This is a genomic window from Herbiconiux sp. VKM Ac-2851, from assembly GCF_013205105.1.
GTDB lineage: Bacteria > Actinomycetota > Actinomycetes > Actinomycetales > Microbacteriaceae > Herbiconiux > Herbiconiux flava.
Genome location: NZ_JABMLJ010000001.1, coordinates 511,396 through 538,075, shown reverse-complemented (window position 1 = coordinate 538,075; position 26,680 = coordinate 511,396). Strand labels below are relative to the sequence as shown.

At 71.6% G+C, this 26,680-nt stretch carries 27 protein-coding genes; 14 read left to right on the top strand and 13 right to left on the bottom strand.

The window, feature by feature from the left end; translation table 11 throughout:
- The first annotated feature begins 54 nt into the window (after positions 1 to 54).
- The gene (locus tag HQQ85_RS02485; RefSeq protein ID WP_173180920.1) at positions 55 to 909 is read left to right on the top strand and encodes a sigma-70 family RNA polymerase sigma factor; all 855 of its coding nucleotides are present in this window, start codon (positions 55 to 57) and stop codon (positions 907 to 909) included.
- A 70-nt stretch (positions 910 to 979) separates the two neighbouring features.
- Positions 980 to 1,216, top strand: coding sequence for a DUF1059 domain-containing protein (locus HQQ85_RS02480; protein WP_173180919.1), 237 nt, complete (start codon positions 980 to 982; stop codon positions 1,214 to 1,216).
- A gap of 4 nt (positions 1,217 to 1,220) precedes the next feature.
- On the opposite strand, the gene HQQ85_RS21560 is transcribed toward HQQ85_RS02480, so the two are convergent.
- Together HQQ85_RS21560 and HQQ85_RS02470 are read right to left on the bottom strand one after the other, a co-directional pair.
- Positions 1,221 to 2,081, bottom strand: coding sequence for a CPBP family intramembrane glutamic endopeptidase (locus HQQ85_RS21560; protein WP_371741730.1), 861 nt, complete (start codon positions 2,079 to 2,081; stop codon positions 1,221 to 1,223).
- Positions 2,082 to 2,145: 64 nt separating this feature from the next.
- The gene (locus HQQ85_RS02470; protein ID WP_173180917.1) at positions 2,146 to 4,506 is read right to left on the bottom strand and encodes an arylsulfatase; all 2,361 of its coding nucleotides are present in this window, start codon (positions 4,504 to 4,506) and stop codon (positions 2,146 to 2,148) included.
- 265 nt (positions 4,507 to 4,771) lie between these two features.
- Between HQQ85_RS02470 and HQQ85_RS02465 the strand changes: the two genes are divergently transcribed.
- Positions 4,772 to 6,418 (top strand): SulP family inorganic anion transporter, encoded by a 1,647-nt coding sequence (locus HQQ85_RS02465; protein ID WP_173180916.1) that lies wholly within the window; start codon positions 4,772 to 4,774, stop codon positions 6,416 to 6,418.
- A 2-nt stretch (positions 6,419 to 6,420) separates the two neighbouring features.
- The gene (locus tag HQQ85_RS02460; protein WP_173181687.1) at positions 6,421 to 7,302 is read left to right on the top strand and encodes a formylglycine-generating enzyme family protein; all 882 of its coding nucleotides are present in this window, start codon (positions 6,421 to 6,423) and stop codon (positions 7,300 to 7,302) included.
- Positions 7,303 to 7,359: 57 nt separating this feature from the next.
- On the opposite strand, the gene HQQ85_RS02455 is transcribed toward HQQ85_RS02460, so the two are convergent.
- The 3 genes from HQQ85_RS02455 to HQQ85_RS02445 form a co-directional block, all read right to left on the bottom strand.
- Positions 7,360 to 7,698: a hypothetical protein gene (locus tag HQQ85_RS02455; RefSeq protein ID WP_173180915.1), complete on the bottom strand. Its 339-nt coding sequence runs from the start codon at positions 7,696 to 7,698 to the stop codon at positions 7,360 to 7,362.
- Positions 7,695 to 8,183, bottom strand: a complete 489-nt coding sequence (locus tag HQQ85_RS02450) for a DUF1269 domain-containing protein (RefSeq protein WP_173180914.1) — start codon at positions 8,181 to 8,183, stop codon at positions 7,695 to 7,697. The genes HQQ85_RS02455 and HQQ85_RS02450 overlap by 4 nt, the downstream gene beginning before the upstream one ends.
- Before the next feature lie 80 nt (positions 8,184 to 8,263).
- Complete coding sequence (locus HQQ85_RS02445) at positions 8,264 to 9,433, bottom strand: AI-2E family transporter (protein ID WP_173180913.1); 1,170 nt, start codon at positions 9,431 to 9,433, stop codon at positions 8,264 to 8,266.
- Between the two features lie 234 nt (positions 9,434 to 9,667).
- Between HQQ85_RS02445 and HQQ85_RS21555 the strand changes: the two genes are divergently transcribed.
- From HQQ85_RS21555 to HQQ85_RS02410, 7 genes are all read left to right on the top strand, one after another.
- Positions 9,668 to 12,085, top strand: coding sequence for a LuxR C-terminal-related transcriptional regulator (locus HQQ85_RS21555; protein ID WP_173180912.1), 2,418 nt, complete (start codon positions 9,668 to 9,670; stop codon positions 12,083 to 12,085).
- Between the two features lie 96 nt (positions 12,086 to 12,181).
- Positions 12,182 to 12,382 (top strand): hypothetical protein, encoded by a 201-nt coding sequence (locus HQQ85_RS02435; protein WP_173180911.1) that lies wholly within the window; start codon positions 12,182 to 12,184, stop codon positions 12,380 to 12,382.
- 50 nt (positions 12,383 to 12,432) lie between these two features.
- Positions 12,433 to 13,035, top strand: a complete 603-nt coding sequence (locus tag HQQ85_RS02430) for a GAP family protein (protein ID WP_173180910.1) — start codon at positions 12,433 to 12,435, stop codon at positions 13,033 to 13,035.
- Positions 13,036 to 13,060: 25 nt separating this feature from the next.
- The gene (locus tag HQQ85_RS02425) at positions 13,061 to 13,894 is read left to right on the top strand and encodes a mechanosensitive ion channel domain-containing protein (RefSeq protein WP_173180909.1); all 834 of its coding nucleotides are present in this window, start codon (positions 13,061 to 13,063) and stop codon (positions 13,892 to 13,894) included.
- A gap of 3 nt (positions 13,895 to 13,897) precedes the next feature.
- Entirely contained in the window at positions 13,898 to 15,562 is a 1,665-nt protein-coding gene (locus tag HQQ85_RS21550) for a SulP family inorganic anion transporter (protein ID WP_173180908.1), read from the top strand.
- Between the two features lie 2 nt (positions 15,563 to 15,564).
- Positions 15,565 to 16,236, top strand: coding sequence for a GAP family protein (locus HQQ85_RS02415; protein ID WP_173180907.1), 672 nt, complete (start codon positions 15,565 to 15,567; stop codon positions 16,234 to 16,236).
- Positions 16,236 to 17,114, top strand: coding sequence for an alpha/beta fold hydrolase (locus HQQ85_RS02410; RefSeq protein ID WP_173180906.1), 879 nt, complete (start codon positions 16,236 to 16,238; stop codon positions 17,112 to 17,114). Before HQQ85_RS02415 ends, HQQ85_RS02410 begins: the two co-directional genes overlap by 1 nt.
- A gap of 24 nt (positions 17,115 to 17,138) precedes the next feature.
- Here the strand turns inward: HQQ85_RS02410 and HQQ85_RS02405 are convergent, their stop codons facing one another.
- The 4 genes from HQQ85_RS02405 to HQQ85_RS02390 all read right to left on the bottom strand — a co-directional run bounded on the left by HQQ85_RS02405 (position 17,139) and on the right by HQQ85_RS02390 (position 21,308).
- Positions 17,139 to 17,843, bottom strand: coding sequence for a dihydrofolate reductase family protein (locus HQQ85_RS02405; RefSeq protein ID WP_173180905.1), 705 nt, complete (start codon positions 17,841 to 17,843; stop codon positions 17,139 to 17,141).
- A 35-nt stretch (positions 17,844 to 17,878) separates the two neighbouring features.
- The gene (locus HQQ85_RS02400; RefSeq protein WP_173180470.1) at positions 17,879 to 19,132 is read right to left on the bottom strand and encodes an MFS transporter; all 1,254 of its coding nucleotides are present in this window, start codon (positions 19,130 to 19,132) and stop codon (positions 17,879 to 17,881) included.
- A gap of 7 nt (positions 19,133 to 19,139) precedes the next feature.
- Positions 19,140 to 19,778, bottom strand: a complete 639-nt coding sequence (locus HQQ85_RS02395; protein WP_173180904.1) for a winged helix-turn-helix domain-containing protein — start codon at positions 19,776 to 19,778, stop codon at positions 19,140 to 19,142.
- Positions 19,779 to 19,850: 72 nt separating this feature from the next.
- Positions 19,851 to 21,308: a glycosyltransferase family 39 protein gene (locus tag HQQ85_RS02390; protein WP_173180903.1), complete on the bottom strand. Its 1,458-nt coding sequence runs from the start codon at positions 21,306 to 21,308 to the stop codon at positions 19,851 to 19,853.
- 66 nt (positions 21,309 to 21,374) lie between these two features.
- On the opposite strand from HQQ85_RS02390, the gene HQQ85_RS02385 reads away from it, so the two are divergent.
- Entirely contained in the window at positions 21,375 to 22,592 is a 1,218-nt protein-coding gene (locus tag HQQ85_RS02385; protein ID WP_173180902.1) for a heparan-alpha-glucosaminide N-acetyltransferase domain-containing protein, read from the top strand.
- Complete coding sequence (locus HQQ85_RS02380; RefSeq protein ID WP_173180901.1) at positions 22,589 to 23,599, top strand: hypothetical protein; 1,011 nt, start codon at positions 22,589 to 22,591, stop codon at positions 23,597 to 23,599. The genes HQQ85_RS02385 and HQQ85_RS02380 overlap by 4 nt, the downstream gene beginning before the upstream one ends.
- A gap of 13 nt (positions 23,600 to 23,612) precedes the next feature.
- Here the strand turns inward: HQQ85_RS02380 and HQQ85_RS02375 are convergent, their stop codons facing one another.
- Both HQQ85_RS02375 and HQQ85_RS02370 read right to left on the bottom strand, forming a co-directional pair.
- A complete protein-coding gene (locus HQQ85_RS02375) occupies positions 23,613 to 24,422 on the bottom strand; it encodes a hypothetical protein (protein ID WP_173180900.1) in 810 nt (269 codons plus the stop codon).
- Between the two features lie 111 nt (positions 24,423 to 24,533).
- Positions 24,534 to 25,022 carry a GNAT family N-acetyltransferase gene (locus HQQ85_RS02370; protein WP_173180899.1) on the bottom strand — a complete coding sequence of 163 codons (489 nt, stop codon included), beginning with the start codon at positions 25,020 to 25,022 and terminating at the stop codon, positions 24,534 to 24,536.
- A gap of 58 nt (positions 25,023 to 25,080) precedes the next feature.
- On the opposite strand from HQQ85_RS02370, the gene HQQ85_RS02365 reads away from it, so the two are divergent.
- Positions 25,081 to 25,365, top strand: coding sequence for a hypothetical protein (locus HQQ85_RS02365; protein ID WP_173180898.1), 285 nt, complete (start codon positions 25,081 to 25,083; stop codon positions 25,363 to 25,365).
- Between the two features lie 42 nt (positions 25,366 to 25,407).
- Here the strand turns inward: HQQ85_RS02365 and HQQ85_RS02360 are convergent, their stop codons facing one another.
- Positions 25,408 to 25,983 (bottom strand): GNAT family N-acetyltransferase, encoded by a 576-nt coding sequence (locus tag HQQ85_RS02360; protein ID WP_173180897.1) that lies wholly within the window; start codon positions 25,981 to 25,983, stop codon positions 25,408 to 25,410.
- 38 nt (positions 25,984 to 26,021) lie between these two features.
- Complete coding sequence (locus tag HQQ85_RS02355; RefSeq protein ID WP_173180896.1) at positions 26,022 to 26,660, bottom strand: pyridoxamine 5'-phosphate oxidase family protein; 639 nt, start codon at positions 26,658 to 26,660, stop codon at positions 26,022 to 26,024.
- Between the last annotated feature and the right edge of the window lie 20 nt (positions 26,661 to 26,680).

Genomic DNA, 26,680 nt, shown 5'->3' with positions numbered 1-26,680 from the left:
CGACAGTGTCTTGCCTCGGTCATGCCCACCCTCGAGCACCCCTACAGTGAGGCCATGGACCAGACCGCGATGTTCGAGGGCGAGCGGCCCCGGCTCGTCGGTGTCGCCGCGCGCGTGCTCGGCGACCACCACGAGGCCGAGGACATCGTGCAGCGTGCCTGGCTCCGACTCCGCGCGAACACCACCGAGCTCGACAACCCGCCCGCCTGGCTGACGACGGTGACCGTGCGGCTCTGCATCGACCGCCTGCGCGAGCGCACGCCCGTCCCCCGCGAAGCAGACGAGAGTGCCGCCGAAGACGCCGCGAACGGCACACGCCGAGCCTCCGACCCGCTCGAGTCCGTCGAGACCACCGAGGCCGTCGGTCAAGCGCTGCACGTCGTCGTCGAGCGCCTGAGCCCGAACGAGCGGGTCGCACTCGTGCTGCACGAGTCGTTCGGCTACGACTTCGACACGATCGGCGACATCCTCGACCGCTCCCCCGCCGCCGCACGCAAGCTGGCGTCGCGCGCTCGGGGCAAGGTGGCCACGGCCGAGCAGGGCGGTCCCGTGTCCGACCGGCACATCGTCGACGCGTTCATGACCGCGGCGCGCGGCGGCGACCTCGGCCGCCTGCTGGCGCTGCTCGCCCCCGATGCGATCGTCAGCGCCGATGCCGCCGCGATCGCCATGGGCACCCCCCGCCTGATCGAGGGCCGGGAGGCGGTCGCCGGGTTCTTCGACGGCAGCGCGAAGGCGACGCTCCCGACGCAGATCGACGGCCGCCCCGGGGCCGCGTGGTTCCACCGCGGGCAGGTCATGGTCGCGTTCGACTTCACGATCGTCGACGGCGCCGTGCAGTCCGTCGTGTTCCGCGCCGAGCCCGACGTGCTGGCGCGGGTGCACCGCCGCTCGGCGTCGGTCACATAACCGTCCCGCCGCTCGTCATGGGGGTAGAGGCCGACGCACCGGGCGACGGCGAGACTAGGAAGAGAAAGCCATGAAGACGATGACCTGCCGCGACCTCGGAGGCCCCTGCACCCTCGAGCACCGCGCCGACAGCGCCGACGCGATCATCCAGGCGCAGGACCGCCACCTGCGCGACGCGGTCAAGAGCGGCGACACGACGCACCAGGAGGCCCGCGACGCGATGAAGGGCCGCTGGCTGCACCCCAAGAAGTCCCTGGACTGGTACAACGGCGTCAAGAACGCCTTCGCGGCCCTCCCGGCGGCCTGACGGGTCAGCGCGCCGGCGCCGTGCCAACCGCCCGGCGCCGGCGGCGCTCGCTGACGAGGAAGACGACGAGCAGCACGGCCCCCGTCACGATCACGAGGTAGGTGCTGAGCGACGCGACGATGCTGAGCGGATCACCGGTCGCGGGATGCGCGGCGAACAGGGACACGGTCGGGTCGGTCGAGGCGTGCAGCAGGATCGGCCAGATCAACCGGCCGGTCAGCCGCAGCGCGAGGTACATGATGATGCCGAAGAAGAAGGTGTAGACGACCTGGGTCGCGGTGGTCGCGAGCCCCTGATCGGTGGTGAAGAAGTTCCCCGCGTGCAGCGCGGCGAACACCGTGGCCGAGACCAGCGCCACCGCGACCTCCCCGCGGCCCGCCTTGCGCATCAGGTTCACGACGAACCCCCGGGTGAGCAGCTCCTCGGCGAGCCCGACGAACAACCCGGTCAGCAGCCACGAGGCGATGAGGGCGGCACCCGCCGACGCGAAGTCGACCGAGCCCAGCGCTGACACGTTGATCACGAGCACGACCGCGATGCCGACCCACATCCACCGGCGGCCGCGCACGGGCTGCGGCCCGAACAGCTCGCCGAGCCAACCGAGCGACGCCGCGAACGCCAGCAAGACGACGGCTCCGAGGATGATCGGCAGCCCGGTGCCGATGAACACGTCCATCGCACTACCCGCCTCACCGCGGATGCCGCCCTCGACTCCGAAGACGGCCCCCACCAGCAGCGACAGCAGCTGGTAGACCCCGTAGTAGACCGCCGCGAGCAGCACGGCCCGCCACCAGTCGCCGCGCTCCCAGAACCGCCGCCACCGGGTGCCCGGAGCATCCGCCGCCTCATGCCGTACCTCTGTCACGCAACCCCCGTCGATCGACCCGTGTCGCTCATACGCTATCGGCAGGGACCTGGAAGGGACGCGCCTACTGGCGGGCCATCGCGACGCGGAAGCGCTCCTCGGGCGAGATGAGGTGGTCATGGTTCTCCGCAGCCTCGTCGATGTCGAGCTGCACCCAGTTCACGGCGCCAGAGAACTCATTCCGCGATTCCCCGTACTCCTCGGTGACGGCAGCACCGGCGTCGCTGCCCACCTCCGTGGTCTCGTCCATCGAGAAGATGCCCCAGTGAGTCCGCTCGACCCGGCCGGTGCCCACCTGCGCCCCGTCGACGAACAGCGACGCCGTGCCGCCCTTGCCGATCCCGCCACCGTCGTACGCGAACTCCATCCGCACCTGGTGGGTGCCCGCGGTGAGTGGGGAATCGCTGCCGACGTAGTACAGGCGTGCGCCGGTGAAGTTGTAGGCATAGCGCAACGCGCCGTCGAGGGCGTAGAGCGACCAGCCGCCCGTGTGCCCGCCCTGTGCGACGATGACACCGGATGCTCCGGCCTCCGGCACGACGACCTCTGCGGTCACAGAGTGCGACTTGTTCTTGAGGTTCATCACCACGTTCTCCTGCAGCCGGCGCATGCCGCCGTACAGGAGCTGTGACGACCCGACCACCGGGTTCGGCCGGCCGGCGAGCTCGGGATTGAAGCGCTCGGCGAACCGGGGCTCGAGGGGCAACACGTTGTACTTCACGGCCTCGATGTCGAACAGCCGCTTGAGCGCGGCCAGGCGTTCCGGTTGCTCGGAGGCCAGGTCGCGGGACTGCGTCCAGTCGGTGTTGGTGTCGTAGAGCTCCCAGACGTCGGCCTCGATGTCCTCGCTGCGGCCTGAGAACTGCCACGGCGTGGCGTGCTTCGTCACCGCCGTCCAGCCCTGGTGGTAGATGCCGCGGTTGCACATCATCTCGAAGTACTGGGTGACGTGTCGTTCGGGCGCCTTCGGCTCGTCGAAGCTGTAGGCCATGCTGACCCCGTGCAGCGGCTCCTGCTGCACGCCGTTCACCGATGTCGGGAACGGGATGCCAGCTGCCTCCAGCACGGTCGGCGTCAGGTCGATGACGTGGTGGAACTGATCGCGGGTCTCCCCCGCCGACCGGATGCGCGAGGGCCAGTGCACGATGGTTCCATTGCGGGTGCCCCCGAAGTGCGAGGCGATCTGCTTCGTCCACTGGTAGGGCGTGTCCATGGCGTGCGCCCATCCCACCGCGTAGTGGTTGTAGGCCTTCGGGGTGCCGAGCTCGTCGATCCGCTCGATGAGCCACTCCGGCGTCGAGAGATCGGGAGCTTCGGACACCATGATCTCGTTCGTCGTGCCGATCAGCGTGCCCTCCCCCGACGCGCCGTTGTCGCCGATGATGTAGTAGATCAGGGTGTCGTCGAGGATGCCGAGCTCGTCGAGGGAGTCGATCACGCGCCCGACGTGGTGGTCGGCGTACTCGAGGAAGGCGGCGTAGACCTCCATCTCGCGCGCCAGAACCGGCTTCAGCTCCTCCGGCTGGTCGTGCCAGGCAGGGATCTCGGCGGGGCGGGCGGTGAGCACCGCGTCCTGTGGCACGACGCCGAGCTCCTTCTGCCGGGCGAACGACTCCTCCCGGAGCGCGTCCCAGCCCCCGTCGAAGCGGCCCTCGTACTTCGCGATCCACTCCTGGGGCACGTGGTGCGGAGCGTGGGTCGCACCCGGTGCGAGGTAGGTGAAGAAGGGCTTGTCGGGGGCCATCGACTTCTGCTGCTTGATCCACAGGATCGTCTTGTCGGCGAGGTCGCCCATCAGGTGGTATCCCTCCTCCGGGGTCCCCCACGGTTCTACCGGGGTGGTCTGTTCGTACAGCGCCGGGTACCACTGGTTGTTCTCCCCGCCGATGAAGCCGTAGAAGTACTCGAAGCCGCCGCCCGGGTGCGGCCAGTGATCGAAGGGGCCGATCGGGCTGGACTCGAACACCGGCACCTCGTGGCACTTGCCGATCTGGGCCGTCGAGTACCCGTTCAGCCGGAGGATCTCGGCCAAGGGGGCGCAGGTGTTCGGCCTCAGGGAGTTGTAGCCCGGAGCCGAGGTCGCCATCTCGGTGATCGCGCCCATCCCGACCGAGTGGTGGTTGCGGCCCGAGAGCAGCGCGGCCCGGGTCGGTGAGCAGAGGGCCGTGGTGTGGAAGCGGTTGTACTTCAGCCCGGCACCCGCCAGCCGCTCCGCCGTCGGCGTGGCACACGGCCCGCCGAACGCGCTGGAGGCCCCGAAGCCCACGTCGTCGAGCAGGATCACGAGCACGTTCGGCGCCCCGGCCGGCGGCCGCAGCGGAGTGATCGGCGGGAACGACGTGTCGGGGTCGGTCGTGACGTACGTCGTCAGCCCGACCTGCTTCGCATCCGCTATGGGCAGCACCTGCCGCTGTACCTCTGACATGATCGATCTCCCTCTCGCTCCGCCCGCACGCCGGCCGTCGCCGACGGCCGCTGCTCCCCCATTGAAGGGCCGGGCCGCCCACCGGCTCACCACCCGAAGCGGGTGAGATCGGGGTTGCCGCTCAGGCCCGCTACCAAGCGCAGCAAGCTCACCCGAAGTGGGCGAGGGTGTCGCCGAACGTGCCGCCCTACAGTCGAGGACAGGTGGCAGGCGAGTCGTTGCGCAACTACGGGGTGGGGAATCATGGCGAGGATCGCGTGACTGAATGAGCGAATCCGTCAGCACCGGGCCGGCCCCTCGCGGGCCGGCCTGGTTCGCGCCGACGCTCCGCGGCTACCGGCGCGCCTGGCTCGGTCGCGACCTGCTCGCGGGGCTGACGGCCGGCGCGGTGATCATCCCCCAGGCGATGGCCTACGCGACCATCGCGAACCTGCCCGTTCAGACCGGCCTGTACACCTGCATCGTACCGATGCTCGTCTACGCGCTGCTGGGCGGATCGCGCGCGATGAGCGTCTCGACGACGTCGACCATCGCCACGCTCACCGCCACCACGCTGATCGCCGCCGGTGTCGCCGCCGACTCCGACTCCGACTCCGCCGACATCCCCGCCGACCTGATCACGCTCACCCTGCTCGTCGGGGTAATCCTCCTCGTCGCGCGGCTGCTGAAGCTCGGCTCGGTCGTCGAGGTGATCAACCGGCCGACCCTGATCGGCATCCAGATCGGCGTCGGGGCGACCGTCGCCGTCGGTCAGCTGCCGAAGCTGCTCGGCGAGCAGGGCGAGCCGACCGGGCAGGGCTTCATCCGCTCCCTGGTCGCCGTCGCCGAGGCCATCCCGCTCGCGAACCCCTCGACCATCGTGCTCGGGGTCGCCTCCATCGCCGTGCTGCTCGTGCTGAAACGGGTGGCGCCCCGCGTGCCGGGGCCGCTGATCGTGGTCGCCGGGGGCATCCTGGTCTCCGCCTTCGGCATCTCGGGCGCGACCGGGATCGACCTCATCCCCGCGGTGGCGCAGGGCCTCCCCCTTCCGGCGCCGCCCTCGTTCGAGAACGTCCCCGCGCTGCTGCCTGGCGCCTTCGCGATCGCCGTCATGGCGTTCCTCGAGTCCACGGCGGTGGCCCGGGGCATCCGCGAGCCCGGAGAGCCGGCGATCGACAGCAACCGGGAGCTGCTGGCCACCTCGGCGGCCAACCTCGTCGGCTCGTTCTTCCAGACGCTGCCGGCGGCCGGCGGCTTCTCGCAGAGCGCGGTCAACAAGAACGCCGGAGCCCGCTCGCAGCTCGCCACCCTCACCACGGTGGCCCTGGCCGTGCTGGTCGGGTTGTTCCTCGGCCCCGTGCTCTCGCTGCTCCCCCAGGCGACTCTCGCGGCGCTGGTCTTCGTGGCGGTGCTCGGGCTGATCGACGTGCGGGCGCTCGCACGGCTGCGCCGGGTGCGGGCCGCCGACTTCTGGATCGCGATCGTCGTCATGGTCGTCGGACTGACCGCCGGGCTGCTCACGGCCGTCGCGGCGGGTGTCGTCATCACGCTGCTGATGGTGCTGCGGGCGCTCAACCAGCCGCGCATCCGCGTGGAGGCGCTGGACGGCGACCTCGTCGTCACTCTCCTCGCTCCTCTCTATACGGCGAACGTGGTCGGCACCGAGCAGGCGATCCTCGCGGCCGTCGCCGAGCACCCGGGCGAGCAGCGGGTGATCGTGGACATGACCCGGATCGAGGAGACGTCGGTGACGGTGCTCGACGCGTTCACCGACCTCGACCGCGAGCTCGCCGGCACCGGGCACACCCTGCACCTCGCCGGGCTCCCCGACGCGGCCGCGCGCACGGCCGAGGGCACCGGGTGGTACCGAGCACTCCGCGACGCGGGTCGCGTGCATCCGGATGCCGTGACGGCACGGGGCGGTCGACGATGACGATGGTCGCGCTGCCCGGTGGACCGTTCCAGATGGGGTCGGCCGCCTTCTACCCGGACGAGACGCCGGTGCACGAGAGGGTGGTGGCGCCGTTCGAGATCGACGAGCATCCGGTCACCAATCGGCGCTTCGCAGAGTTCGTCGAGGCCACCGGGTACGTGACGGTGGCCGAGGAGCCCCTGGATGCCGCTGAGTTCCCCCACCTCGACGAGGACGAGCGGGCACCGGGCGCGATGGTCTTCACCCCGACGCGTGGGCCCGTCGATCTGCGCGACTTCCGGCAGTGGTGGCGCTGGATGCCGGGGGCACGCTGGTCGGAGCCGTTCGGGCCGGGCAGCACCGTCGACGACCGGCTCGACCACCCCGTGGTGCAGGTCGCGTTCCGTGATGCCTCGGCGTTTGCCGCGTGGTCGGATGCGCGGCTGCCCACCGAGGCGGAGTGGGAGTACGCAGCGCGGGGCGGCCTCGACGGAGCGCTGTTCGCCTGGGGTGACGAACCGCGACCGGACGGCCGGCTGATGGTGAACCAGTGGCAGGGCCGTTTCCCGTACCGGAACGACGGGGCGGAGGGCTGGGTCGGCACCAGCCCGGTCGGCAGCTTCCCGCCGAACGGCTACGGCCTGTTCGATATGACGGGCAACACCTGGGAGTGGACGACGAGCCCGTACACGCCGAGGCACCTGCGCCCGGGCGAGGCGCCGCCCTCCCCGGGCGGCCGCCCGAACCTCTTCGGGCCTGCCGACGAGACACCTGCGCCACGGGTACTCAAGGGCGGCTCGCACCTGTGCTCGCCCGAGTACTGCCTGCGGTATCGCCCGGCGGCGCGCTCGCCGCAGTCGGACGACACCGCGATGACGCACATCGGGTTCCGGATCGCCCGCTGACGGCTCGCTGACTGCTCGCGCAGCCCTTCGCCCTGAGTGGATGTCCCGGGGGACGCCTCAGTAGACGAAGAGCTGCGCGAGGACGACGACCGCGATCACCAGCAGCGCCACGACGGCCGCCGCGATCTGCAACCCCCGCCGGTCGAGCCGAGCGATCGCGAACCCGGCCGCGACGGGCAGCGCTGCCAGGAGGATCGCGACGATCCACCAGAACGTCTGGAACCCGGCACGGCTGGCGTCGTCCAGTGCGTCGCCGAACAGGCGCTGCGTGCGCGGATGGGTGGCGAAGGCGACCGCCGCCGAGAGCGGATAGGCGATGAGGGCCGCCAGGATGATCCCGGCGAACAGCCCCCACCAGCCGCGCTCCCGCACGCCGGCCTCGTGCTTCGTGGTCACTTGTCGAGGTCGTGGATCAGCGCCTTCTCGTCCTCGGCCGAGAGGGAGGTCTGCACGACGGTCCCCTTGTAGGGCGCGAGGGCGGCGGCGAACTTGTCCTCCGTGATCTTAATGGCGTACAGCACGACGGCCGACTTGCCCGCGGTCACGGTGCTCTTCACGCGGTCGCGGAACTCGGCGTTGAGGCCCGTCTTGTCGATGCCGGCGAAGAGCGCGCCGAACAGCCCGCCGAAGACGAGACCGACGAAGGGGATGAAGAACAGGATGCCGATCAGCATTCCGAAGAGGGCTCCCCCGGCGGCGCCGAGACCGACGTTGCCGACGGCTCCCGGATGCTCGACGTGCGTCTTGCCCTCACCGTCGACCTTCACCAGAGCGAGGCCCGCGAGCTCGACGACGAGGTCGTTCTGCAGCACCTGGATCTCGTTGTAGGCGGCTTCGGCATCCGTCTCGGAGTCGAAGGAGATGACGATCAGATCAGCCATGGGACTGGTTCCTTTCACTGGTCGGCGAGGCTCTCGCCGAGTGGGGCCGCACCCGCCGGCCGGCGGGTGCGGACGTCGTGTCACCGGGGATGCCGGTGATCGTGCCGGATCCGGCGTGCCGTCTCCGTCTCGGTCTTCATCAGCACCTTCGTCTCGCTGAAGTCGCCGATGACCGGACGCCACCACTGCGCGGCCGGGTCGGAGTCGATCAGGAGCGTGCGGACGAGCAGGGTCAGCGGGATGGCCAGGATCGCGCCGATCGGGCCGATGACGACGGCCCAGAACAGCACCGACGCGAAGGTGATCGTCTGACTCAGGGCGACCGCGTTGCCGACGACCCGGGGCTGGATGATCGACTGCACGACCGCGTTGATCACGCCGTAGACCACGACGACCGCGATCACGGTCGGCCACCCTCCCGTGAAGTACCCGAAGATCAGGGGCGGGATGATGGCGATGAAGTAGCCGATGTTCGGGATGAAGCTGCAGAGGAAGGCGAGGAGCCCCCAGAGCAGAGCACCCGGCACCTGCAGGATCAGCAGCGCGACCCAGTTGAGCAGCCCCTGGGCGACGCCGAGACCGGTGGTGGCGATCATGTACCGGCGCACCCCGACGGCGAACGACCGGAGCGCCGTGATCATGGCCGGCCGTTCGGCGTCGACCTGCCGGAACAGGGTGGGGACGAAGGTGGCATCCATGGCCATCAGGATCAGGGTGGTGAGGATGATGACGAGCCCGAAGGTGATGTTCGTCACCGATCCGAGGATGCCGCCCGCGAATGCGATCAGCCGACCGGGATCGAAGTCGGCGACGACGCTCTGCACCTGCTGCGGGTCCAGCCCCGCAGAGGACAGCGCCTCCGCCACCCCCTGACCGACGGCCTCGATCTGCGGGGCGTACTGCGGCAGCAGCGCGGCGAACTGGGCGAACGCCACCACGAGGGCCGTGACGAAGCCGGCCAGCAGCAGGAACACCGCGGCTATCACCGTCCCGGTGGCGATGCCCGACGGCGTGCCCCGCCGCTCCAGTGCGCGCCGAAGCGGGTGCACGCAGATCGTCAGGATCAGAGCGAGGAACACGGGGGCGAAGAAGCTCTGGATGGCGAAAAGGCCGAACGCCGTGACCGTCGCCCCGCCGAGCCCGGCGAGCATCATCGCCGCCCGATGGGGATCGCGCCCGGCCGCGACGGCCGGCTCGGGCGGCGCGGCCGGGACCGGCGCAGCGGCGGTCGTCCTGCGCCACCAGGTCATGGCACCCTCCTCCCGCTCTCCGCCCAGTATCGGCAGGGGGCCGGCCGGCCGGGATCACCTCATGCGGGCGATGTTCCGCACTGTTCACTGGTGCTGGAGGTGATCGCGGGGTTAGCCTTGCCGGGCGTACCCGAACGCACAGGATCCTGTGGCGATGAGGGGGTACGTGTGTCTGTTCGGGAACCGCGTTCGACGGGGACCGGGTCGCAGACGGCCGCGCCGGCCGCTCACGGGGTGGAACGCCCGCGGCTCGATGTCACCGACCGGCTGCTCGCCGGCGGGGTGCGCTGCGCGACCGTCTGGAGCGGTGCCGGAACCGGCAAGTCGGTTCTCGTCGCCTCCTGGGAGCGCTCTCTGGTGGAGCGCGGACGACGGGTGGTGCGGCTGACCGGTGACGCCCTCGCCGCGGCCCTTCCTGCCGACGGCGCGGAGGTTCTCGTGATCGACGACTTCCATCTCGCCTCGGCGGCGCACTGCGCATCCGTCTTCGCCTGGCTGGAGGCCGAGCCGGAGGCCGCGCTCATCGTCGCGGGCCGGTTCCAGCCGTGCCCGAGTCTGATCGACCTCGCCGCTCGCGGGCAGCTCGTCGAGCTGCGCACGGACGATCTGGCGTTCACCGCCGCGGAATGCGTCGAGCTGGCGGCCTCGCACGGGATCCCGCTCACGCCGTCGATGGCCGCCTCGCTGGTGGCGACGACCGGCGGCTGGGCGACCGCGCTCGCCCTGGCGATGCCGGTGCTCGAGCGATCGCGTGACCGCGAAGACACCATCGCGCGGTTCGTGGCGGACAACCGGGCCATGAGCGACTACCTCACGGCCGAGGTGCTCGACGCCTGCAGCGACCACGAACGCGATCTGCTGCTCACCGCGGCGCTCGGCGACGAGGTCGCGGAGGACCTCGTGATCGAACTGACGGGAGACACCGGCGCGGCCGCCGTGCTCGAGGGTCTCGCCGCGAGGAACACGCTGGTCAGTGTCGGCGCGGGGCGGATCCGGCTCCATCCGGTGCTGACCGCGGTGCTGCAGGCCGAGGCTCGGCGACGCGACCCCGAGAGGGTGAGCCACCACCACCGAGCGGCCGCCCGGTGGTTCGACCGGCTCGGAGACGGCCAGGCTGCACTCACCCATGCGGTGGCCTCGGGAGACACGGGGCTCGTGCAACGGCTCGTGGCCGATCACGCCGTCGATCTCATCCTCGCCGGGCACTGGGACCCCGTGCTCTCGGCCATCCACGCGGTCCCGGCGCCGGTGGGCGGTCTCGCCGAGATCACGGCGAGGCTCCTCATGAGCGTGCCGTTCCCCGACCGCTTCGCCACCGAACGCCTCTTCCGCCGCGCCGATGCCTGCAGGGCGGCCCGGCCCGATGCGTACTGGGGCACGCTCCTCGCCGCGCTGCACGTGCTCGCCGCGCGCACCGCCCGCGAGGCCGACGGCCACCTCGCCGAGCTCACCGGCGCAGCGGGTTCGGCCGGCCGCGGGCTCTGCTTCGGACTCGACCTGATGTGTGCGGCCGCCGAGGGCTGGGCCGGTCTGCTCGACGGGAACACCCGCTGGGCGATCGACCGCTTCCGCGAGGTGGCCGACTCGGCGCACCACGCGGGCTACACCTGGCTGATGCTGCTCGTCTCGGTCTTCGCGACCGAGGCGGCGACCGTCGAGAACAACTGGGAGGAGGCCGTCGACATCGACGACCTGCTGCTGGAGCGGGCCCTGCAGCACATCCCGGCGCTCGCCGACGGAGCGAGGACGGCGGCCACGGTCATCACGGCCGGGCGCCTCTATCAGGTGTGCCTCCCACTCCCCCACGACGAGCTCACGGCGATCGTGACCGCCGATGCCGCGCGCGGCTCGCTCGGTCTCAGCGTTCCGGCCAGGGGCCTCCAGCTGCTCGACGAACTGGACGACAGCCCATCCCGGGACGTGGTGGACCAGCTCGAAGACCTGCTGCGGTCCTCCGGGCGCGCCTACCCCCGGCTGCTGGCCGCCGCGGTCCTTCGTCTGACCGCCGCCCGCCTGGCGCTGGACGGTCGGCAGGCCGCGCGCGATTTCGCCTCCTTCGCCGAGACGGTGCTCGGAGCCGCGAGCCTCGAGCTGCAGATGGCCCACTATCTTCTCGAGCCGGTCTCGTCGGCCGGAGACGCCGGGGAGAGCCGGCTTCTCGCCGGAGCGAACGCGCATCCGAGATCCTGGCACAGCGAGGCCTCCGTCGCCGTCTGGCTGCTCCTCGCCGCCCACGCGGAGGCGGCGGGGCGGCACGTCGAGGCGGACCATCGGGTGCTGTCCGCCGTGGCGCAGGCGAAACGGCTGCGGACGGTCCGGCCGTTCCGCGCGAGGAACAACGAGGGCGTGCTGCTCGTGCAGTCCCGGGTGGGTCATCTGGCCCACCTCGACGAGTACGGGCGGTTCATCGTCGAACGGGTTCGCAGCAGCTCGAAGTCCCCGATCGGGCCGCTGACCTCGGTGCATCTCACCGACCGGGAGCGCGACATCCTCGGGGAGCTGCCCCAGCATCAGTCGCTCGGCGACATCGCGCGGCGGCAGCACCTCAGCACCAACACGGTGAAGACCCACGTGCGGTCGATCTACCAGAAGCTGGGGGTGTCGGAACGAGTGGCCGCCGTGGCGGTCGCCCGTGATCTCGGGCTGCTCTGAAGCCTGCTGCTTCGATGAGGAGTCACCCGCTGTAGGTGAGGCGCCACGACCGCGCAGTCCGCACACTGGCCTCACGACACGTGAGGGGGCCGCACCGTGAAACGCTATGAGATCCGGCTCCCCTACGCCCGGTCCGAACTGCTCGCCGCCGCCTTCCCGGAGATGACCGCGGTCGAGATCGGTCCCACGACCACCCTCCTGACCGGTGTGCTGCACGACCAGGCCGAACTGCACGGACTGCTGCACCGCATCGCCGACCTGGGCCTCGAGATCATCGAGGTCCGCCAGGATGCGTGAACCCGACCCGGCTCTGACGTGCGCACGATGCTGTGTGGAGGACGGAAACCATGGCCGATCTGATCGCCTCGCTGATCCCGCTCGCCCTCGGGATCGTGATGAGTCCCCTGGCGATCATGGCGCTCGTCGCCGTGCTCCTGTCCCGGGCGGCCCGGGTGAACGGGGTCGCCTTCCTGGCCGGCTGGACCCTGGCGGTGGCGATCGGGCTCGGGGTGTCGTTCTGGCTGCTCGGCCTCCTCGAGGTGCACGAGCGGAACGCCCCGCCCGTGTGGGTGCCGGTCGTGCGGCTCGTCCTGGGCCTCCTGCTCGTCGGCGCCGCCTGGTGGATCTACCGCAAGGGACGGGCGCGCACCGTCGCGATGGCGCAGGCGGACAGCCCTGGCCAGGTCACCGCTGCCGCTCCGCAGCTCCCGGGGTGGCTGCGGAGCGTCGAGACGTTCACACCGCCGAGATCGTTCGCGCTGGGGCTCGGGATCTTCATCCTCAACCCGGTCGATCTGTCGTGCGCCGTGCTCGCGTCGCTCGACCTGCGGCAGGCCGCCCTGAGCACGGCGCAGAACGTCTGGGTGCTGATCGTGTTCGGGCTCGTCGGGGTGCTCGTGATCGCGGTGCTGCAGCTGCAGAAGGCGGTCTCGGCACTGCTGTCGTACTGAGGAGCCGTGAGGCGGGAGCGACACCGTGACCGTGCCACCCGAGCTCGACGGGCTGCTTGCCGCCTCGACCGTCAGCGGCTGGGACATCGCCCTGGCCGCGGCGTCGATCCTGATCGCCTGGATCCTCTCGGTGTTCGCCAGGAAGGGCGTGCTCGCCGTGCTGCGGACGATGCAGGGCATCGGCGAAGGCGTGTCGATCCTGATCGCCCGGATCGTCCGCTACGCCATCCTCCTGGTGGGGATCGGCGTCGGCTCCGCTTTCCTCGGAGCCTCGATCCAGCCCCTGATCGCCATCGCGATCATCGTCGGGGCCGTCGTGGTCCTGGCCCTCCGGGGGATCTCGAACAACTTCGCCGCCGGGATCGTGCTGCAGACCCGGCACCCGATCAAGGTCGGCGACGAGATCGACGTCGACGGAGCGATCGGCACGGTCAAGGAGCTGAACGGCCGGAGCGTCGTCATCGTCACGCGCGACGGCCGCACGATCCATGTGCCGAACGCCCAGCTGCTCGAGACGCTACTCGTCAACCACTCCGAGCTCGGCCATCGGCGCTCGGACGTGCAGCTCAGGGTCGCGGCACCCGTGACGAGGCTCGACGACCTCACCGAGCTCATCACCGCGGCCGTGCAGTCGATCGACGGGGTCCACCGACGCGAACCCGTGACCGTGCTGCTGCAGACGGTCGAACCCGAACGCCTCACGCTGCTGGTGCGGTTCTGGCACCACCCGCACACCCGCGCCGCCATCCTCTCGCCCGTTGTCCGAGCGCTCGCCGAGGCTCTCACCGGGGCGGGGACGACGGCGACCGTCACCTCGGACATCCCGGAACCACCCCTCATCCGACCGGCGGAGGTCTGACCCGTGACCCGAGACGCGACCCGTCAGCGCCCCCTCGCCGGCCTCACCTGGCGCACCGCCGTCACCGAGGTGGTGGCCGGTGTGACCCTGCTCGCCATCGCTGTGCCCCTCAACATCGGCTACGCCCAGATCGCCGGCCTGCCGCCGACAGCCGGGCTGTACGCGCTGGTCGTGCCCGCGATCATCTACGCGCTGGTGGTCTCGTCGAGGCAGCTCGTCGCCTCGCCGGATGCCGCCGCGGCCGCGCTCGTCGCCTCGTCGATCGGCGGGCTGGCCGTCGCGGGCAGCGCCGACTACGCCACGATGGCCCTCGCCCAGGCCGTCATCTCGGGCGTGCTGTTCGTGCTGGCCGCGGTGTTCAAGCTCGGGTTCCTCGCGAACTTCCTGTCCAAGCCGATCCTGGTGGGCTTCGTCGGCGGCCTCGCCCTCGACATCCTCGTCAGCCAGCTCGCGAAGATGCTCGGCGTGAAGATCGACTCCGGCGGCGAGTTCGTCGACAAGGTCGCCGGCCTCGTGACCGGCCTCCCGAGCCTGAACGGCTTGTCGGTTCTCATCGCCGCCGCCTCCGTCGTCGTGCTGCTCGCCGGCCGGCGCCTCGCGCGGGTGGTGCCGTGGGCCCTCGTCGTGCTGATCGTCGCGACGGTCGTCGTCGTGGCCGCCGGTCTGGAGCGATCCGGCGTCGCGGTGCTCGGCCCGGTCGAGGCCGGTCCGCCCACGCTCACCTGGCCGGTGCTCGACTGGAGCGTCTGGCTCGCCCTGATCCCGTCGGGCATCGCCCTGACCATGGTCACGATGGCCGAAGGGCTCCTCGTCGCCCGTAGCTACGGCGAGAAGCACGGGTACGACACCAGCCCGAACCGCGACCTGCTCGCCTTCGGCGCCGCCAACATCGCCTCGGGCGCCTCGGGCGGCTTCGCCGTCGGCTCCTCCACGTCCCGCACCGCCGCGATGGACCAGGCGGGCTCCCGCACCCAGCTCCCGACCCTCGTCGCCGCGGTCGGCACGCTGCTCCTGCTCGTCTTCGGCACCGGACTCCTCGAGCACATCCCGTCGCCGGCCATCGGCGCGATCGTCGGGGTCGCCATCCTCCCCCTGCTCGGCATCGCCGACTTCCGGCGGCTCTGGCGGCAGGACCGCTTCGAGTTCGTCGTGGGCGCCGTCTGCTTCCTCGTCACCCTGTTCGTCGGGGCCATCCCCGGCATCGTCGTCGCGTTCGTGCTCGCTCTGATCAACCTCGCCAGGCGGGCCTCCTCCCCCGCCATCGACGTGCTCGAGGCCGACGGCGAACCGGGTTCCTCGCTCCTCGACTCCGCGCCGCAGGGCTCCCCGACGGCACCGGGGGTGCTGGTCATCCGGATGGCCGCCCCGCTCTTCTTCGCCAACGGCACCGTCTTCACCGACGCCGTCACGACCGCTCTCGGCGCCACGCCGGGCATCGAGCACGTGGTCATCGACCTCGAGGCCGTCACCGACATCGACGTCACCGCCGCCGAGGCGTTCGAGGCGCTGAAGGGCACCCTGGCCGAGCGATCCGTCACCCTCGCCTTCAGCCGTCCCCGGCGTCAGATCGTCGACCGGATGCGCGTGCTCGGGCTGCTCGGGAACGAGACCGTCTACCCCACCAACCGCGCCGCGATCGCGGCCCTCACCCCCACCGGCAAGGAGTAGTCATGGTGCCCGTCATCGGAGAGATCCTCCCGCTCGCCCTCGGCATCGCGATCAGCCCGATCCCGATCATCGCCGCCATCCTGATGCTGCTCTCACCGAAGGCCCGGACGACGGGCCTCGGCTTCCTCGCCGGCTGGCTGCTCGGCATCGTCGTGGCCGTCGTCGTCTTCACGCTGCTCTCCTCGGCCCTCCCGGACGAGGGCGAGGACGGGTCCAAGCCGGTGGCCGGCGTCATCAAGACCGTGCTCGGCGTCCTCCTCCTGCTCCTGGCCGTCAAGCAGTTCCGCTCGCGGCCGCACGGCGACACCGAGCCGGCGATGCCGAAGTGGATGTCGGCGATCGACTCCATGACGCCCGTGCGGGCGCTGGCGCTCGGCTTCGTGCTGTCGGCGCTGAACCCGAAGAACCTGCTCATGGGGATCGGGGCCGGCGTCGCGATCGGGTCGGCCGGTCTCACGGCGGGAGAGGTCACCGGCGCGGTCGCGGTCTTCACCGTCATCGCCGCATCGACCGTCGCGGTGCCCGTGATCGGCTACCTGGCGGCATCCGCCCGTCTGGCCGGCCCGCTCGAGGCGCTGCGCACCTGGCTGCTGCACAACAACGCGACCGTCATGGCGATCCTGCTCCTCGTGATCGGGGTGGTCATGATCGGCAAGGGCATCGGCAGCTTCTGATGGCCGCCGCACGCACCGGCCGTCCGCTGCCCCGGCGCCCGGCATCGGCACTGGCCGAACGCTGGACGCGCATCGACGGCCTCGACGTCTTCTACCGCGAGTCCCCCGACCCGCCGGACTCCTCCGTCATGCTCCACCTGCACGGGTTCGGGCTCTCGGGACGGTACCTGCTGCCGACCGCCGAGCGACTCCGCGACGACTTCCACACCCTCGTGCCCGATCTCCCCGGCTTCGGCCGGAGCGACCGGCCCGCCGCCCCGCTCGAGGTGCCGGGACTGGCCGACGTGGCCGTGCGGTTCCTCGACGACCGGGGCGTCGAGCGGGCCACCCTGGTCGGCAACTCCATGGGCTGCCCGGTCATCTGGTCAGCGGCGTACCGACACCCCGATCGGGTGGAGCGGGCCGTGCTCGTCTCGCCGGCCGGCGGAGTGCACAACCAGCCGCTGCGCCGGGCCATCCGTCAGCTCGCGCAGGACGGGGTGCGCGAGCCGCCGACGATGGTGCGGGTGGCCGCGCCGGACTACCTCCGCTTCGGCGTCCCGAGCACCGTGCGGCTCTTCCGCGCCCTGACCGGCTTCCCGATGGTCGAGCGGATGACCGCACTGCACATCCCCACGCTCGTCGTCATCGGAGACCGCGATCCCCTGATGCCCGGGCCCGCGCGGGTGCGTGAGCTCTCACGCCGCACCGACAACCACATCCTGCTCGTCGTCATCGAGGGCGCCGCCCACGCGATCAACTTCAGCCACCCGGATGAGCTCGCCCACGTGATCCGCCTGTTCATGGCCGACCGCCCCATCGTCGACGACCCGGCGTCCCCGGGCATCGCGCGCGCCTACGAGCTCTACCGCGGCACCCTGCACCCGCCGCGACGATGAGACCAGCCGCGGGTGCACGCTGAACTACTCGAGGCGCTCGGGTGCACCCGGCGTCGGCGCGTAATCGGCTCGGGGCCGGCGCGTGAAGACGTAGTGCACGACGCCGCTCGGCGACGGCGTGACCTCCACCGAGAACCGCTCCTCGAGCCCCTCCAGCCTGTCCCAGAGCCGCACCCCACGGCCGAGCACGATCGGCACGACCACGATGTGCAGATGGTCGACGAGGTCGGCCGCGAGGAAGTCGCGCACGACGGTGGGCCCGCCGCCGAGGCGCACGTCGAGACCGCCGGCGAGTGACGCCGCGAACGACAGCGCCTCGGCCGGCGGCAGCTCACGGAAGTGGAAGGTCGTCTCCCCCACGGCGAGATCGGGCCGCTCGTGGTGCGTCAGCACGACGACCGGCGAGTGGAACGGCGGCTCCTCGCCCCACCAGCCGCGCCACGACTCGTCCTCCCACGGGCCCTGCTGCGGGCCGAACTTGCGCCGCCCCATGATCTCGGCGCCGATGCCCTCGTTCGTGGCAGCCGCGAAAGCGTCGTCGACGCCCCGGGTTCCCGCTCCCACCGCCTCCGACTCGTGCCCCGACATCGCGACGAACGCGCGGGTCGGGAAGAACCACTGCATCAACCGGTGCCCGGCGTGCCCGAACGGCGTCTCGAGCGACTGCCCCTCCCCGGTCGCGAAACCATCGATCGACACCGCGAGATTGTGCACCCTGAGCCTGGCCATACCGTCACGGTAGCAGCATGTGGACGCCGTTCACATCACCTCGCCGCCCGCTCCTGCCGCCGAGCGGGCAGGTACAGCAGGGCCCCGACGACGCTGAACGATCCGGCGACCACGAAGGCGATCCCGGTGCCGAACGCCTCGGCGAGCGGGGTGAGCAGCAGCAGCCCGAGGCTGTAGCTGCCACCCGCGACCATCGAGTTCATCGACAGCACGACCGCACGGTTCGCCCCCGTCGCCTGGCGGTGCAGCAGTGCCGCGTGCATCGGCCCGGCGGCGCCGTGCGTCAGGTAGGCGAGCCAGAACGCGGCGATCAGCCCGACGGGCCCGGCCACCAGCCCCATCGCCACCACCATCAGGCCGTTCAGGATGCGCGCCCCGATCGCCGTGGCCGACACCCCAGCTCCCCGGCTCACCAGACCGGCCACCGCCGACCCCGCAGCGAACAGCGCCCAGGCGGCCGCGGCCGACGGGCCGTACAGCGCGCCGGCCTCGTCCTCGCCTCCGACGAGCACGGCGAGCCGCACCGGCGTCAGCGTCTCGAAGGCGATCATCGCGATGCTCCAGAACACTTCGACGAGCACCAGCGACCGGAGCACGGGTGCCGTGCGGAGCATCCGGAGACCGTCGAGGACCACCCGGTGTGCACCGGCGGACCGGCGACCGCCGGCGGGCACGTCGCGCGCACGCGGCGGCTCGCGCACGAGGAGCGCCACCAGCACGGTGTGCCCGGCGGTCAGCGCGGTGGCCACCACGAACGGCAGCACCAGCGCCGACCAGCCGGCCACGGGATGCCAGGCGATCAACCCGCCGCCGGCCAGCGCTCCCCCGGCGATGGCGACGCCGAGAGCGGTGGCGGCCCGGCTGAGGCCGCGCTCGATCGGCGCCGCCGGGTCGGTCGCGTGGGCGGCGTCGACGAACCAGGCCTCGAGCGGGCCGGAGTCGAGGGCCCGGAAGACGCCCTGCAGCACGAGGGCGGCGGCGAACATCCAGAACCCCGACGCGGTGACGAACAGCAGCGACGACAGCACCGCGAGCACGCCGGCGGCGATGAGCAGGGGGCGGCGGCCGAGCGAGTCGGCGAGCCCGCCGGTCGGGAGTTCGAGCGCGAGCACGACGAAGCCCTGCACGGCCAGCAGGGTGCCGACCTCGGTCAGACCGAGACCGCGCTCGAGGGGCAGCAGCACGGTGAGGCCGAAGACGAGGCCGACGGGCAGCCAGCGCGTGACGGTGAGCAGCACGAGCCGGCGTTCGGCGGCGGCGAGCGTGAGCGGCGCGCGTGCCTCGGTCACGGGCGGCTCATCGGTCGTCGTCGGCCGAGGGCGCGGCGGCACCTCCGGTGTGCTCGTCGGCGTCCTGCGGCGGGCGCGGGTCGAGGGGGCTGGCGTGCAGGTACAGATGGATGCGGCGGCTCCGCGGGTCATCCGCGCCGAGCGCCCGGTACCGGTCGAACAGAGCCGCGAGCTCGTCCCGCAGCCCCGCCGCCTGCTCGGGCGTGACGGTCACGACGGTGTCGCTCTGGCCGAGCACGTCGACCCATTCCGCCGGCCACGCCGACGCCGAGTCGTGCCACTGCTCGGCGCGCGCGGCGAACTGCCGCACGTAGTCGCGCTGCAGCCAGTCGAGCGCGGTGCGCGCGTCGGGATCGCCGGTGAAGTCGGAGTCGGTCCAGGAGTGGAAATCAGTGGCGGCCCGCCAGAGCCGCCGCTTGCCGGCTCCCTCCCCCGTGTCGGCGACGAGGCCGACCGACTCGAGCGCGCGGAGGTGATAGCTCGTGGCGCCCGTGTTGGTCTGCAGCTGCGCCGCCAGCTCGGTCGCCGTGGCGGGCCCGTCGGTGCGCAGTCGGCTGAGCAGGCGGGAGCGCAGCGGATGGGCGAGCACCCGGACGGCGCGCTCGTCCAGTCGTATCCCGACGTACTCCTCGGACGCTTCGCTCATGCACTCACTCTGCCATGCAGAGAATCTGTGCACAACTCTTGTGCACAACACGGCGGGCCAAGCGCCGCCGGTCTAGGGTGCGGTCGCCGGCTCCTCGTCGAGGATGTACAGGGTCACGTCGTCCAGCACGAGCTCCTCGGCCAGGTCGTCGTCGACGACGGCCTCGACCGCGGGATCGACAGGGAACCGCAGCGACTCCTTGGTCGCGACCGCCACGATGTCGGGGTCGGCCGGGTCGGTCGTCCAGTGCCCCTCGAGGTAGGTGCTGTACTCCCACGGCGCCATGCCGCCCACCAGGACGTCTCCCTCGGGAACGCCCTCGGCCTCGAGCGACGGCAGCACGAGCGCCATGCCCACCGCCCGTTCGTTCGCGATCACGACCGAGACCCAGAGCGACGACCCGACCGCGACCACGACGAGCAGCGCCGCGAGCAGCCGGAGCAGCCGCACCCGCGATGCGAGCAGCACCGCCACCCCGATCCCGGCGAGCACGCACGCCGGCCACACCCAGACGTAGTAATAGTGCGAGAGCATCACCCGCGACACGAAGAGGTGGAACACCAGCAGCAGCGCCATCCCGCCGGACACGTACAGGGTCAGCGCGGGCGGGCGCAGCCAGAACGCCGCGATCAACCCGACGACGAGCACCGCGCTGGCGGCGATGCCCATGCCCTCGACGGAATACAGCAGGTTCGTCCACCAGGGCGGGTCGGTCGTCGCCACCCCCGCGACCACCACGAGATGACCGGCGGCGTTGTGCTCGGACTGCATCTGCAGCATGTACGTCACGGCCGAGCGGATGCCCATCGGCAGGTAGAGCAGCACGGCGACCACCCCGAACACCGCGACGAACACGATCGCGCCGACCACCGCATCCCTCACCCGTCGCGCGAGGAGCGGCAGCAGCAGGATCGCGGGGATCATCACCGCGGTCGACACCTTCGACGTCACCGAGAACGCCATCGCGACCGCCGAGACGACGAGCCAGAGCCAGGGTAGCCAGGGGCGGCTCCCGGATGCCCGCTCCGCCCTCGACCGCAGCCGGAACCACTGCCAGGCCGCTGCGAAGGCGCAAAGGGCGAAGAAGACCATGAACGGCTCGAGCACCGCGAAGCGGTCGAGCCTCGGACCGCTGGTGACCCCGTGCGGCATCAGCATCCAGGCGCCGGACGCGAACAGCGCACCGGCCCAGCCGATCTCCCGTCTCAGCCACAGGTACAGCACCAGCCCGCCGAGGAGCACGGTGACCGCGACCAGGATGCGCCCGGCCAGTGCCCCCTCCCCCAGCACGAGCTGGGCCAGCCCGATCAGGAGCTTCGCAGTCGGCGGATGCTCGCGGTTCGCCGAGAAGTCGCCGTGCACGTAGGCCCAGCCGGCCTCGACGTAGATCGGCTCGTCGGAGTTGAAGTTCGCGGCCCCCAGGTTCCAGAAGGCCTGGTACACCGCCCATCCGAACACGACGCCCACGGCAACCACCTGCGCCCCGCGAGGCGCCCGAACGCGGCCTTCGATCACTGCGGCACGACTCACCCGGCAATCCTAACGGACCGATGCGCGAAGTCGACACAACCTCATTAACTCCGCTAGATTGCCAAAGTGACCGACGAACAGGCGCTGAGTGCGCGAGATCTCCAGGATGCGCGGGAGGCACCGGGCGGGTCATCCACGACCTCCGGTGGCGACCGCCGCGCTCGCCGCCCGCGGATCGCCAGCCTCGACCTCGTGCGCGGCCTCATGCTCGTCGCCACGGTGGTGCTCGGCAGCCTGCTCGCCACTCCGGAGTGGATCGACCACGCCACCTGGGCGTCCGTGCACCCGGCTGACACGCTGTTTCCGGTCTTCGTGACCCTGAGCGGGTGCGGGCTGGCCTTCGCCCTCCGGCGCGGGGTCAGGTTCGGGGTGCTGATCCGTCGGACGCTGGTGCTGCTGGCGGCGGGGCTGCTCTACAGCGCGATCCTGTCGGGCTCGTGGGCGCTCGACACCTGGCGGGTGACCGGTGTGCTGCAGATCTACGCCGTCGTCGTGGCGGTACTCGGGCTGCTCCACCTCGTCACCCGGAGCTGGCGGGGCTGGGCCGTCGTCACGGCGCTGTTCGCCGTCGCCCACACCGTGCTGCTCTCCGGCTGGGCGGAGCGCTGCGTCGGCGGAGTGCTCACCCGCGAATGCAACCCCTCGGGCGCGATCGACGTTCTCGTCTTCTCGGCCGCCCACATCTACCAGCACGGTGGAGCCGGCCACGACCCCGAGGGACTCGTCGCATCGCTCGGCGCGCTCGTGAGCGCGTCGGCCGGGATGACGGTCGGCCATCTGCTGCTCTCGGTGCGCCGACGGTCGCTCGACCGATCGGCCGGGGTCGGCACCGCGGTGCTCCCCCTCATCGCACTGGCCGCGGCCTTCCTCGCCGCGGCGTTCGTGCTGACCTGGGCGCCCACCCTGCTCGGCGCGCAGCCGGTGCCGATGATGAAGCGCCTCTGGTCGCCGCCGTTCGCCCTGGCGCTGGCCTCGGCCACGACGATCGCCCTGCTGCTCGGGCACCTGCTCGTCGACCGCGCCGGCACCGGGCGCGTCATCCGCGGCCTCAGCTACCCGATCCTGGCGCTCGGCCGCAACAGCCTCCTGGTCTACTTCGGTTCGCACGTGCTGATGGGCCTGCTCACCCGCCCGCTGCCCGACGGCAGCATCCCTGCCGAGACCATCGCGACGACGGTGGCGGTGGCGGGGCACGTCCAGGCCACCTGGACCGGTCTCCTCCTGCTGTTCTGGATCCTGCTGACCAGCCTCCTGCACCGTCACCGGCTCTACCTGCGGCCGTGACCCGATCGATCTCCCCACCGGCCCGTCCCCGCCTCGGCCGGGTGCTGGGCTGGCTGGGCGCGGGCGCCGCGATGGTCGCCGCCGTCGTGAGCGGACTCGCGCTGGCGCCCAGCCCGACCGGCCCCGCGAGCGGGGCGGTCTTCATCGTCGTGCCGCATCCTGATGACGAGTTCCAGGTGTGGTCGCTGATCGAGCAGTACACCGTGTTCGTGGTGCTCACGCACGGCGAGCAGACCGAGTACTGCGAGCCGTCCGAGTACGAGACGTCGGCGCAGCCCGACCTCGAACGCCCCGCCGAGCCGCTCCCGGCGGGCCGGTGGTCACCCGAGTGCAGCGAGGCGCGGCAGAACTCGCTCCTGCGCTACCTCGGCGACATGTCGGCGAGCGATGCGCGCATCCCGGGCGACTTCGGCCCGCCGGTGCGCACCGCGCCGCTCCCGCTCACCGCTGGGGCCGTCTGCCGCGCTGACCGGGCGGACGACTGCACCTCGGCGGACTCGACGGCGGAGGTCTGGATCGACCGCCGGGATCGCGGTGCGGTCGTCTTCTTCGACCTGGGCGACGGGGACCTCACCGAGGACGAGGCAGTCTGGGGCATCCGCACCGCCCTCGACCAGCGGGCCGTACTCGGCCTGGACACGACTCTGCCCGTCACCGCGGTGCTCGGTGCCTATGCCGAGGACGGGGGCGGAGGGCCGGACACCAGGTGCTTCCCGTACGACCATCCGGATCACCTCGCGCTGCACCGGGCACTGTGGGACGTCGACTTCCATGCCGGTTTGCAGGCGGCAGCCACCTGCGCTGACGACCCCCATCGCTCGATCACCGCCACGGTCAGCGACACCGCGGTCGACGCGGCCTTCCGTATCGGGGAACGGGGCGAGCGCCTCGGTGCGCACGTGAAGAACTACGGCTGGCTGTGGCCCGGCTACTATCCCGTCGCCCGCGACGGGGAGGCTGAGCTGTTCACCCAGCGCCAGTACTTCTGGGTGCGTTTCGACGAATGACGGTCCGCGTCGGTCAGCGGCGCGCCGACGTCCAGGCGCGGTCGGCGGCCGGGGAGCGGAGGTAGTCGAAGAACTCCGCCTTGGCGTCGGCCAGGGTGTGGTGCTGCCCGACCTCCTCCTCGACGAAGGAGTAGCCGGCGTCGACGTGCGCGAGGGTCCAGCCGAGGCGGCGGGCGACGGAGTTCATCCAGATGTCCTCGAGGTAGAGGTGGTTCAGGGGCAGTGCCGTGAAGAAGCGCCGGTCGTCGACGATCGAGGCGTCGAGCACGCAGCCGCCGGTGCCGACGTAGCCGGCCTCCTCGCCGGTGGCGGGAGTGCGGTCCCAGTAGCCGCCGCTGCCGATGGCCCAGGCCCAGACTCCGCGCACGCTGGCGGGCGTCGAGGCGGCGAGGAGCTCGCTGACGAAGGTGGGCGAGATCTCCTGGTCGTCGTCGAGCAGGATGACCGGGCCCGCGAATCCCGTGCGCCGCAGCCGCGCGAGCACGAAGAAGCGGGCGAGGCCGCCGATGTTCAGGGGGCTGTCGACGATCTCCACGCTCGCGAGCGCCCGGTCGGGACGGCGGTGGCGCAGCAGCTCGGCGTAGCGGGCGCGGTCGCGCCGCTGGTTGTTCCAGAGCATCAGCCGCACCGGCCGGTCGCCCTGCTGGGCGGCGATCCCGTCGAGCACCCGCTCGAGCCGGTCAGGGCGGTTCCACAGGCACATCACCACGGGCACCGCGCCGGCCACCGGCGATCCGACCGCCCGGCGCGCCGGCACGAGCCCTCGGGCACCGAGGCCGAGCAGCACGGAACGGGCGAGCAGCCCCAGTCGTCGACGGATCATCGGCCCCATTCTCGTGCACCCGCTCCCGGTGTGCGAATCGCCCTCATGAATCACACGGAAACCATGAATCACACGGGAACACCCGGATCCGCGATCGGAGGCCGGCTCGGCTCAGAGCTCCCGCTGCAGGAAGAAGCTGCGCTCGCCCGGCTCGAAGCCGCCGACGAAGCCGTGGCGGCGATAGAACCGGAGGGCGTCGACGTCGGGCTCGTCCGCGCCGAGCTCGATCGCCCCCGCGCCGACCCGCTCCGCCTCGTCGACGACGGCGGCCAGCAGCGCCCCACCCACACCCCCGCCTCGGCGGGCCGGCACCACGTAGAGCTCGTCGACGAGCGCCACCGGTCCGTCGTACCAGACGTTCGGGTGCCAGGTCACGAGCGCCAGCCCGAGCGGTGCCCCGCCCGTGTCCTCGGCGAGGTGCGCGGTCGTCCGTCCGCCCGGGTTCGCCGCCGCCGGATCGAGCAGCCGCCGGAGCCGCTCCGCGAGCACCGCCGGCCCGGGGCTCGGCGTGTCGAACTCGATGTTGAAGTCGTGCAGCAGCCCCGCCACGGCGGCCGCGTCCTCGGCACCCGCCCGTCTCACCGCACCCTCGAAGGCCATGCGCCCAGGGTAGGCGCCCAGGGTGGGCCCCCGCTCGCGCAGGCCGTAGCATCGTGTCGTGACCCGCCGCATCCGCTCGCTCGTGACCGCCCTCCGTGTGGCCTACGCGGCATGCCTCGGCTGCTTCGTGCTCGCGGTCGTCCTGGCGTTCGCCGCCGCCGTCACGACGGTGAGCGAGAACGCCGGCGCGGTGCAGATCGTGTTCGAGCTGGCCGACGACTCGCCCGCGATGCTCCCCATCGACTGGCTCACCCTGCTCGCCTTCGCCTTCGCCGCCCTCGGCGCCGTCCTCACGGTGCTGGCCAGGGTCTCGGCCCCCGCCGAGCTGCTCGACGAGCACTAGCTCCGGCCCGCCGGGGCCCACAGGTCACGACCGCCCCGCTCCTCAGGAGCGCAGGTCGAGCCGCATCAGCACCCGCGGGAAGCCGTTCAGCACCGACGTCGTGTCGGCCGCCTTCGTGAAGCCGGCCCGCTCGAACAGCGACCGGGTGCCCACGTATGCCATCGTCAGGTCGACCTTCGCACCCCGGTTGTCGACGGGGTAGGCCTCGACGGCGGGCGCACCGTGCTCCCGCGCGAGCTCGACGGCACCGGCCACGAGGTGGTGCGCGAGCCCCCGTCCTCGGTGGCCCGGCCGCACCCGCACGCACCAGAGCGACCACACCGGCAGCTCATCGAGCCGGGGGATGCGGCGGTTGCGCGCGAAGCCCGTGTCGGCACGCGGATGCACGGCCGCCCAGCCCACGGGCTCGCCGTCGTCGTAGGCGAGCACGCCGGGCGGCACGTCCTGCGCCACCAGCTCGCGCACGAGCTCACCCCGCGCCTCCCCGCGCAGCGCGGTGTTCCGCGCGGACGGGATGCGGTAGCTGAGGCACCAGCACACCGTCGCGTCGGGACGCTTCGGCCCCACCAGCGTCGCGACGTCCTCGAACACGGTGGCCGGGCGCACCTCGATCGTCATCCTCGGCTCCCTCAGCTCCGTCAGCTCCGTCGGCTCCGTCAGCTCCGGTAGAGCCCGTCGGCGTACGACGGCCCGTAGTACCGGGCGAGCTCCTCGATCGGCTCGTCGGGACGCTCCACCGCCTTCGCGATCTCGGGCCGCGAGGGCACCGCCGTCGGCTGCCAGGTCGACGGGTCCCAGAACTCAGAGCGCAGGAAGGCCTTCGCACAGTGGAAGTACACCTCCTCGATGTCGACCACGAGGGCGACGAGCGGCCGGTGGCCCTTGACGGCCATCTCGTCGAGCAGGGCCGCATCCGTCGACAGGCGCGCCCACCCGTTCACCCGAAGGGTGTCGCCGCGGCCGGGCACGAGGAACATCAGGCCGGCGTGCGGGTTGTCGAGCACGTTGTGCAGGCTGTCGGCGCGGCGGTTGCCGGGGCGCTCGGGCAGCGCGAGGGTGCGCTCGTCGAGCACGAGGGCGAAGCCGGGCGGGTCGCCCTTCGGCGACACGTCGCAGCGGCCCTCGGCGTCGGAGGTGGCGACGAGGCAGAACGGCGAGGCCGCGAGCCAGGCGCGGTCGACGTCGTGCAGCACCGGCCGCGCCTTGTCGCGGGTGCGGGGCAGCGGTGAGCCGAGCAGCGCCTCGAGCTCGTCGTGCGAGCCGGGGGCGGTGGACGTGCGAGCGGATGCGGTCACCCTCCGATCCTCCCGCACCG